General features: G+C 29.7%; 8 protein-coding genes. 3 read left to right on the top strand and 5 right to left on the bottom strand.

What is annotated here, in order from left to right; all coding sequences use genetic code 11:
• A partial coding sequence (locus R2808_RS11145; protein WP_371271091.1) for an EamA family transporter occupies positions 1-539 on the bottom strand: 539 nt, incomplete at its 3' end.
• 103 nt (positions 540-642) lie between these two features.
• Here R2808_RS11145 and R2808_RS11140 point away from each other — a divergent pair.
• On the top strand, positions 643-1,254 hold the full coding sequence (locus R2808_RS11140) for a murein L,D-transpeptidase catalytic domain-containing protein (RefSeq protein ID WP_371271090.1): 612 nt from the start codon (positions 643-645) through the stop codon (positions 1,252-1,254).
• Here R2808_RS11140 and R2808_RS11135 read toward each other — a convergent pair whose 3' ends face one another.
• The gene (locus R2808_RS11135) at positions 1,255-1,641 is read right to left on the bottom strand and encodes a DUF2721 domain-containing protein (RefSeq protein WP_371271089.1); all 387 of its coding nucleotides are present in this window, start codon (positions 1,639-1,641) and stop codon (positions 1,255-1,257) included. It abuts the gene before it with no gap.
• Positions 1,642-1,741: 100 nt separating this feature from the next.
• Here R2808_RS11135 and R2808_RS11130 point away from each other — a divergent pair, with 100 nt between their 5' ends.
• A complete protein-coding gene (locus R2808_RS11130; RefSeq protein ID WP_371271088.1) occupies positions 1,742-3,841 on the top strand; it encodes a TonB-dependent receptor domain-containing protein in 2,100 nt (699 codons plus the stop codon).
• 12 nt (positions 3,842-3,853) lie between these two features.
• Here the strand turns inward: R2808_RS11130 and R2808_RS11125 are convergent, their stop codons facing one another.
• From R2808_RS11125 to htpG, 3 genes are all read right to left on the bottom strand, one after another.
• Positions 3,854-4,729: a mechanosensitive ion channel family protein gene (locus R2808_RS11125; RefSeq protein WP_371270500.1), complete on the bottom strand. Its 876-nt coding sequence runs from the start codon at positions 4,727-4,729 to the stop codon at positions 3,854-3,856.
• Between the two features lie 4 nt (positions 4,730-4,733).
• Complete coding sequence (locus R2808_RS11120; protein ID WP_371270499.1) at positions 4,734-6,341, bottom strand: DUF4139 domain-containing protein; 1,608 nt, start codon at positions 6,339-6,341, stop codon at positions 4,734-4,736.
• Between the two features lie 100 nt (positions 6,342-6,441).
• A complete protein-coding gene (htpG, locus tag R2808_RS11115; RefSeq protein ID WP_371270498.1) occupies positions 6,442-8,328 on the bottom strand; it encodes a molecular chaperone HtpG in 1,887 nt (628 codons plus the stop codon).
• 170 nt (positions 8,329-8,498) lie between these two features.
• Here htpG and R2808_RS11110 point away from each other — a divergent pair, with 170 nt between their 5' ends.
• The gene (locus R2808_RS11110) at positions 8,499-8,972 is read left to right on the top strand and encodes a lipocalin family protein (RefSeq protein ID WP_371271087.1); all 474 of its coding nucleotides are present in this window, start codon (positions 8,499-8,501) and stop codon (positions 8,970-8,972) included.
• Positions 8,973-9,069 lie beyond the last annotated feature (97 nt).

Raw genomic sequence — 9,069 nt, 5'->3', positions numbered from 1 at the left:
ATTTTATTAGCAGTAAACATAGTTGTTGTAAACGAAGCTGCCGCTAACAAGCCAAAAACGATACCTCGCCAATCGATACTAACAGCGCTGTTTGTAATGTTTGTGGCTAGTAAAGTGCCTAAAAGTACAATGCAAACCGCTAGAATTTTTCTTTTAGAAGGAACTTGCTTGTCTAAAATCCATTCGAGTAAAACGCCCATCCAAACAGTTTGCATAAGCATTACAATAGCTATAGAAACATTAATATATTTTACACATAAATAATAAAAAACACTGGTTAAGCCTAATGATGTTCCTGCTAAAATTAGTTGAAATCTATTTTTTTTCGTAGGCATAACTATAGGTTTTTTTGGCACTATGTTCTGAAAAAAAATAAGCAAAGCAATACCTAAAATACCATATATAAACTGTGCCGAGGTTACTTCGGCAGTAGTAAAACCTTCTTTGTAGGCGAGTTTTACAAACGTTGCTAGCATACCGTAACTTGTAGCGCCAAGACCTACTAAAATTACTCCTTTTAAAACAGTATTAGTATTCATTTTTTTAAAAATTAAAATGTGGGCAAAGGTACAATTCAAAAAATAAAAATAAGATTAGTTTTATGGTTTAATTTTTGTGGCACTCTAAAAAAATCTTTTTGTTATGAAATACTTACTTTTTGTATATCTGCTATTTTCTTTTTGCGAGAGCAATAAAATAAAGAATAGTGCTACTTTAAATTCTAGTTTTAATAAAGATTATTCTCGTTACCATGAAGAAGCATTGGCTTATTGTAAGGAAAATAATATGAACGATTCGTATTATTTTTTGTTAGATTATAGTATTCATTCGGGTAAAAATCGCTTTTTTATTTATGATTTTGAAAAGCAAAAAATTATAAACCAAAAATTAGTAACACATGGAAGTTGCGATGTATTTGAAGAAAATACTGATAAATGGGAAAAGGCAAAGTTTTCTAACCAAGTAGATAGTCATTGTGCTATGAAAGGCAAGTATAAAATAGGTAATCGCGATTACAGCTCTTGGGGAATTCATGTGAAATATTGGCTACACGGACTTGAACCAACAAATAGTACAGCCGTAAAAAGAGTAGTGGTTTTGCATTCGTGGAACGCCGTTAGCAATAAAGAAATTTATCCAAAATATTCGCCACTAAGTTGGGGTTGCCCAGCGGTTTCTAATGAATTTATGCAAGCGTTAGACGAAAAATTAAAACAAACAAATAAACCTGTATTACTTTGGATAATAGCGTAATTATTTTAAATCGTCTAAATGAATGCGCAGTGCTGTAACCGAAATGCTAATTTCCCAAAACGATAAACCCAAAGAAATTAATAAACAAAGTAGCGAAATGCCAAACAGCCAAATGCCTAAAACGTGAAGACTTAAAAACAAAACGAGCATTGCAAAAACTGAAAAAAACAAACATAATACACCAAAAAGTTGCATTAAACGTATTAAAGTTAAACGTAAATTTAAGTTTTTTATTTGGAGTAATATTTTTCGGCTTTCATTTTCATCGTAACTCTTTTTTAAGTTTCTAATAATTTGTGCAATAGTTAAAAAACGATTAGTGTAGGCTAGTAAAATTAACGAAGTTGCCGAAAAAAGTAACGCTGGTGTTTCTAATGATAAAGTCATTTTTTTTATGAGAATAATTATAAATACAAAGTTACAAGTGTTTTAATTAAAATTGTAACATTTTAGAATTTTCTATACTTATTTAATAAATCAATTAAAAATGCAAAAAATATATTTTATTTTTTTTCTCTTTTTATCCTTTAATGTTTTTTCTCAAAATGAAAAACAAACAGATACTTTACAAGCCAAAGAGCTTAATGAATTAATTATAGTAAAAAAGAAAAAAGCTGTTGAGCAAAAGGCAGATCGCACCATTTTTGATTTTTCTCAACAAGCACATTTAAATTCAGGATCTGTTATGGAAGGTTTAAAAAAACTTCCAGGTTTAATTGTTTCAGATGTTGCGGGTATGATGTACCAAGGAAAGCAACTTGAAGTGTTTATGGATAGCAGACCGTTAAATATTTATTCGAATGAATTAACGTCTTATTTAGAAAGTTTGCCCGCAAATTCTATTGAAAAAGTTGAAATAATAACGCAACCAGGCGCAGAGTTTCCAGCAACATCTGGTGGCGCTATTATTAACATAATTACAGCTAAAAACGCTAAGAATTATTTATCGGCAACATATTCAAATGGATATAGTTTTACCAAATATGATGATGCTCGTCATCGGTTTAATAATAGTTTACTAGTTAGTGCAAAAAATAGTCTTTTTGGTTGGCAAATACAAGTTGGTCAAAGTTATAATGAAGGGTATCAGCGAAGTAATTTTTTTAGCCCAACTCAAATAATTTCGCAAAATTTATCCGATAGAACAAATCGCTTTTACTTTGTAAAAACAGGTTTAAAATTTGATTTAGGTAAAGACAGATTGTTAGTAAATTATGATTTTAACACCAGTAATAATAGATCAACTATTGATGCTAATGGTTTTGGTTTTGTTTCATCTGATCTAAGTAAAAATAAAAGAAAACGAAACGATATTGCTTTAAATTATCAGAAGCGTTTTGATGATTATGACAAAAAACTTGATTTCAGATTTAATTATAATAATAATCAAAATAATTTTGATTTAAATTCTTTGATTAATGGAAGTACTGGTCTTCAAAATAATTACAATCAAAATTTTTATCAATTTAAAACCGATTATTCTCAAGAATTAAAAGTATTAGATGAAACAAAATTTAGTATAGGTGTTTTAGCCGATAAATTAGATTTTGTTACCGAAAGTTTTGATATAAAGAATTTAGATTATTGGCGAACAACTTACGCAGCTTACACAGAATTTCAATCTACGTATAAAAACTTCGATTTTATTTTAGGTGGAAGATTAGAATCGTATAAAATTGAAGGAGAAACAAATATGGGTTTATTAATGCCATTTAATTTAACCCAGTTTTTTCCTAATGCAACGATACAATACAATATAATGCCGCAAGTGTTTTTTAATGCTAATTATAATAAAAAAATAAATTTGCCTAACACTTCTGCTTTAAATCCAAATAATACCAATTATCAAAACCCAAATGTTTCCTTTTTTGGTAACCCAAATTTAGATCCAACTATTTTTGATAATTATGAAATTAGAGTTAGTGCTTTTGAATATTTTTACATAGGATATTCAATTAGCGATGCAAGCAATCAAGTTGTAAATAGAATTATTGAAACACCAAACGGAGCTGCAAGTGTTTCTGTAAATACACCAAAATTAAAAATTCACAATTTTAATTTTGGTTTGCCATTGCCTTATATGTTGTTTTCAAAAGGCTTGAAAGAAACCTTAAAGTTTGATTTTAATCCAGATGAAATTAACTTCTTGTATATTTATGTAGGACATCAAAAACATTTTCTTGATAATATTGATTATAAAGGTTTTTGGAATTTTAATTTAATGTCTCAAATTCAGTTGCCTAGTAAAATCAAATTTACATTAAACTATAATACTTCAACAACTGGGGGAAATTATCAATATTATGCCATTCAAGAACCTTTTAGTCAACAATTAGACGCTACATTTGCAAAAAAATTCTTGTCAGATAATTTGTCAGTTTCATTATATATTAACGATATTTTAAATACAAATAAACAAGGTTTTGGTGCCATTGGAACCGATTTGTTTTACACGAGTAAATACGACACTAGACGAATTGGCTTTTCTTTGAATTATAAAATTCCAACTAAAAACAAATTAGCAAAAGAAGAACGTAAATTTTTAAACGAAGAAAAACAAGAAGACACTAAATTGATAGGGAATTAATACAACCTAGTTTTACTGTTTTATTGAAATTGGTTTATCAAAAATATTCACGCCGCCTTTTACGCCAAAATCTAATGTAGTAACAGGATACGCAATTGAAATATTTTCTTGTTCAAATCGTTTTTTAATATGCACAATGGCATCACTCATCGCTTTTTGATAGTCGTTATTATCTGTAAATTTTATCCAAAAACGAAGCTGAAAATTATAAGTTGAATTGCCAATATCGGTAAAATAAAAATCGACATCATCTGTTGTAAGCAATTGAGGAATTTTTGTAACTTCATCTAACGCAACTTTTTTCACTTGTTCTAAATCGTCGCCATAAGAAACGCCACTTTTAAGTACAATTCTACGTTTTCCGTAAGTAGAATAATTTGTAAATGTGTTGTTATAAACCAATTGGTTAGGAATATATACTTCTTGGCCAGGAACGGTTTTTATATTGGTTGTAATCCAGCCTATTTTAGTAATAACACCATAAATATCTTCAATTTGAACCCAATCGCCAATTTTGTACGGATGTTGCGTATTAACCAACAAACCCGCAAAAGCATTTGATGCAATATCTTTAAAAGCAAATCCGGCAATAATGCCAATTATTCCAGCACCAGCTAAAATATGTGTTAGTACTTTTTCTAATCCCATTACCTGTAGGGCAATAAAAACACCCGAAAGCAAAAAGAAGAAAAATATTAATGATGCAATTATATTAGGAACAGCTGTACTACTTTTAAAAACTTTGGTGTAAAAGCGTAAACTTATATTTTTTGCAATTTTTCCTATAAAATAAAATAGTATAATTACAAGAATAGCCATTAGTAATTTTGGTAAAAAATCTTCGGTAGAGTGTTGCCAATTTTCTATAATAGTTTCAATTTTTGTCATCTATTTAAAAATTACTAATAGAATAATCTTTAGGATATTTTACTTTATAACTAACACGTATAGTTTTCGTTTCCGAAGCTGATATTTTTTCGTTCCATGTTAAAAATCCTTTTTCGTCATCAACTTTTGCACCGCTTCGTTCTAAAAGTTCAACTTTTACAGCTTCGTTGTTACTAATTGGGTAGCGATCTTTAATTTCGATTGTTATATTTTGTTTTTTATTGTTACGAATTACTAAATCGTAGGTTACTGTTTTTTCTACATTAGACGACAAGAATTTTTCACTCGATTTGTCTTTTACCTCTACACGTTTTACACTTATTCGGTTGTCGTTTCCTAGCGTAATTGGCAATTCATCTTCGGTTTGACTTGGGTTAATATACGTTTCGCCTATATACATATTTTCAAAAATTATTTTGGCTTTCGCCGAAATAAATCCGTATTTACTAAAATTATCAATTTTAGCTAATAAAAAAGCTTCTCTAATATAATTGGGTACTGTAAAATAAGTAAACTTCGCAGGGATTTTTTGGTCAAATAATGAAATTAAATGCGGTTCGTTATTGGCTTGAATATCATACGGAATAGCAACATCGTAACTGATATTTAATTCGTTAGAATTTATGCTAAAACCAGCTCCTGTAACAACTAACTCATCTAATTGATTCGAACTATATTCAGCATCATTGATTTTTCTTGGAATTCCCCTAGCAATAACCATATTATCCTCTTTGTTTTCTGCATAAATGAACCATGGTTCAATTACTGGTGCAATCTTGTTTTGCGAAGGGTTTCCATTTATTAGCGATAATTTTACACCTTTCCAGTCTAAGCCAGTATTTTGACGTAAACTTGCTTTAAAAAACACGGTTAAAGGTTCGTTTATACTACTTCCATTTATTTCGTAAAGCGGTTCCCAATATACTTGTTGTGCCAAATACTTAATTTCGACCTTACAATTTGCAGCGACTTTACTGTATAATTTTAAAACCAATACACCGCTGGCGTATTCGTCTAGTTCTTTTTCTTCTTTGGTTTTTAAACTACTTTTTAATCGATTCAATTTTTTTTGGAGTTCAATATTAGTATCTCTAAGTTTAACCAATTTGTTGCTAATTTCGATACGTTTAGCAGTATAATAATCGGTTAGTTGCGTTAATTGTGTAACATTAGAAGTACTACTTCCTACTAAAACGGTTTGGTTTTTATCTAATAATTCAATGGTTTTAGTATTGGCATCGATTTCGATATTCGATTTAACAATTAAATTGTTTACAATTTCAATACTATCGGCTACTTTTTTTAATTGCGGATTGGTTGTATCTATTTTAAAATCAGATGAGTAATCATCAGTAAATTGCGATGAAAGAATGCTTACATTTTTATTGTCTAATGCAATTTGTAGCGAATTTTCAATAATTTCTTCAGAAATATTACCAATTACTACTTCCGAATTTCCTGCGGGAATTGAAAATGAAGTTGTATTTTTAAGTTCGGCATTATTGCGATAGGCATTAACTTCTATAACTTTTGCTTTGGTATAAATGGGGTTTTGCGCCAAAGCTATATTCGAAATACTTAATAGTATTGAAATAAAGAAGATTTTTTTCATAATTGAAATTTTATGTAAAAATACAAAAACCTATAAGATAGTATCTCATAGGTTTTCAATTTATTATAAAAGAAAAATCGTTAATTTATTCTTTTACTTTTTATTTCAAAGTTTCAAAACTACGTTTTACAAAGTTGGTTAAATCTTCGCCTTTTAATAACCCTTGTGAAAGTTTTGCTAAATCTAACGCTTGTTTTACTAAGGCCGATTTGGCATCAGAGTTTTCTGTAGATAAAATTGAAGAAGCTAGTTCCGAATTTGTATTTACTACCAAATTATACATTTCGGGCATATTTCCCATGCCAAACATACCGCCGCCGCCACTTTGGCTCATTTCTTTCATACGGCGCATAAATTCGGGTTGCGTAATCATAAATGGTGCTGCTTGACTGTCCATAGCTTCTAATTGAACCGAATAATTTTCTTTTGGAACAACTGTTTCAATTACATTTTTTAAATTTTCTTTTTCTTCGTCAGATAATTTTGAAATTTGGTTTTCGTCTTTTTTGATTAAATTATCCAAATGATCAGCATCTACACGAGCAAAAGTTAATTTTTCGTTATCCATTTCCAATTTTTGAAGTAAATGTGATACGATAGGCGAATCGAATAAAAACACCTCATAACCTCTATCTTTTGCAGCAGTAATATAGCTGTGTTGTGCGTCTTTGTTGGAAGCATACAACACTACCAAATTTCCATCTTTATCCGTTTGATTGTCTTTTAAAGCGTCTTTTAATTCGGCTAATGTGTAAAATTTGCCATCAGTGGTAGGATATAATACAAAATCGCCTGCTTTTTCATAGAATTTTGGTTCCGAAAGCATACCATATTCTAATACTATTTTAATATCGTTCCATTTTTTTTCAAAATCTTCACGATTCGCATTAAATAACGATTTTAATTTATCAGAAACTTTTTTGGTAATGTAATTTGAAATTTTCTTTACATTACCATCAGCTTGTAAGTACGAACGCGAAACATTAAGCGGAATATCTGGCGAATCGATAACTCCTTTCAACATCGTTAAAAATTCTGGTACAATACCTTCTACATTATCGGTTACAAATACTTGATTTTGATATAATTGAATTTTATCTTTTTGTATTTGTAAATCGTGCGATAATTTTGGAAAATATAAAATTCCAGTTAAGTTAAACGGATAATCTACATTTAAATGAATGTTAAACAACGGTTCTTCGAACTGCATAGGATACAATTCGCGATAAAAATTTTTATAATCTTCATCAGTTAAATCAGATGGTTGTTTGGTCCAAGCTGGTGAAGGGTTGTTAATGATATTATCTACTTCAACATATTCTGTTTTGTAATCATCGCCAGCATCTTCTGGTTTTGGTAAAGCTTCTTGTTTGGTTCCAAATTTAATTGGAATTGGCATAAATTTATTATACTTTGTTAACAACTCGCGAATTTTACTTTCTTCTAAAAATTCAGTAGAATCATCGGCAATATGTAAAATAATTTCAGTTCCTCTTTCGGTTTTATCATGAGGAACTAAAGTAAATTCTGGGCTTCCGTCGCACGTCCAATGTGCGGCTGGCTCGTCTTTGTATGATTTTGTAATAATTTCAACCTTACTTGCCACCATAAAAGCAGAGTAAAAACCTAAACCGAAATGCCCTATCACCCCTGAATCTTTGGCAGAATCTTTATATTTTTCCAAAAATTCTTCAGCTCCAGAAAATGCAATTTGGTTGATGTATTTCTCAACTTCATCAGCGGTCATTCCCAATCCTTGATCAATAATGTGAAGTTTTTTTCCTTCCTTATCAATTTTAACTTCAATTTTTGGACTGCCATATTCTACTTTGGCTTCGCCAATACTGGTTAAGTGTTTTAATTTTAATGTGGCATCTGTTGCATTTGAAATCAATTCACGAAGAAAAATTTCGTGGTCGCTATATAAAAATTTCTTTATTAAAGGGAATATGTTTTCTACTGAAACATTAATTTTTCCACTTGACATACTCTATTCTTTTTTGGTTAAACATTTTAGCAGGATTATGTCAAAATAAATACCAAAATGTACAATATGACAAATTGACTGATTTTAGTCGTTTTCGTAGAAAAATATCGCCAAAAAATGCAAACAAGAAAATGTAATATTTCGTAATTTTGTGCTATAAAATTAAATGTATGAAAAAACTACTACTTCTTTTTACAGTTATACTGATGGTTGGCTGTAAATCAACTTCGCCTGTTGCTACTAATTTAGACAACAAAGTAGAAAGGACTTTAAAAGGAATGTGGACAATTACGGAAGTAAGTTTTCCAGGTTCTGAATATATTAAGGTAACATCGTTCGATATGTTCGATTCGCAGTGTTTTGTAAATAGTGATTGGACTTTTGTTTCGAATAACAACAAAGGAAAAATGACTTTAAACAATGCAAATTGTGCTTCATTTTCTTCTGATATTACGTGGTATATTAATAAAGAAGGAAAATTTGTAATGAAAGTTTTAAATGCAGAAAAGTCTAAAAAAGTAAGTCAAGGCTATGTGCTTTCTATAGCTAATATAACCGAAAACAGCTTTCAATTACTAGACAAAGTTTCTGTAGGCGGAAGCACTAAAGATTTAGTTTATCAATTTACACGAGTTAATCAATAATATAGAAGTTATGAAAAAAACAATATCAATTTTAGTAGCAGGTTCATTTTTAGTAGCGGCTTTATCAACAAGTTGTAGCTCTGTTCAAAATGCAAAT

The organism is Flavobacterium sp., assembly GCF_041392005.1.
Taxonomy (GTDB): Bacteria; Bacteroidota; Bacteroidia; order Flavobacteriales; family Flavobacteriaceae; genus Flavobacterium.
The sequence above is the reverse complement of the archived record's forward strand: the minus strand, read 5'-3'. Positions and strand labels throughout refer to the sequence as shown.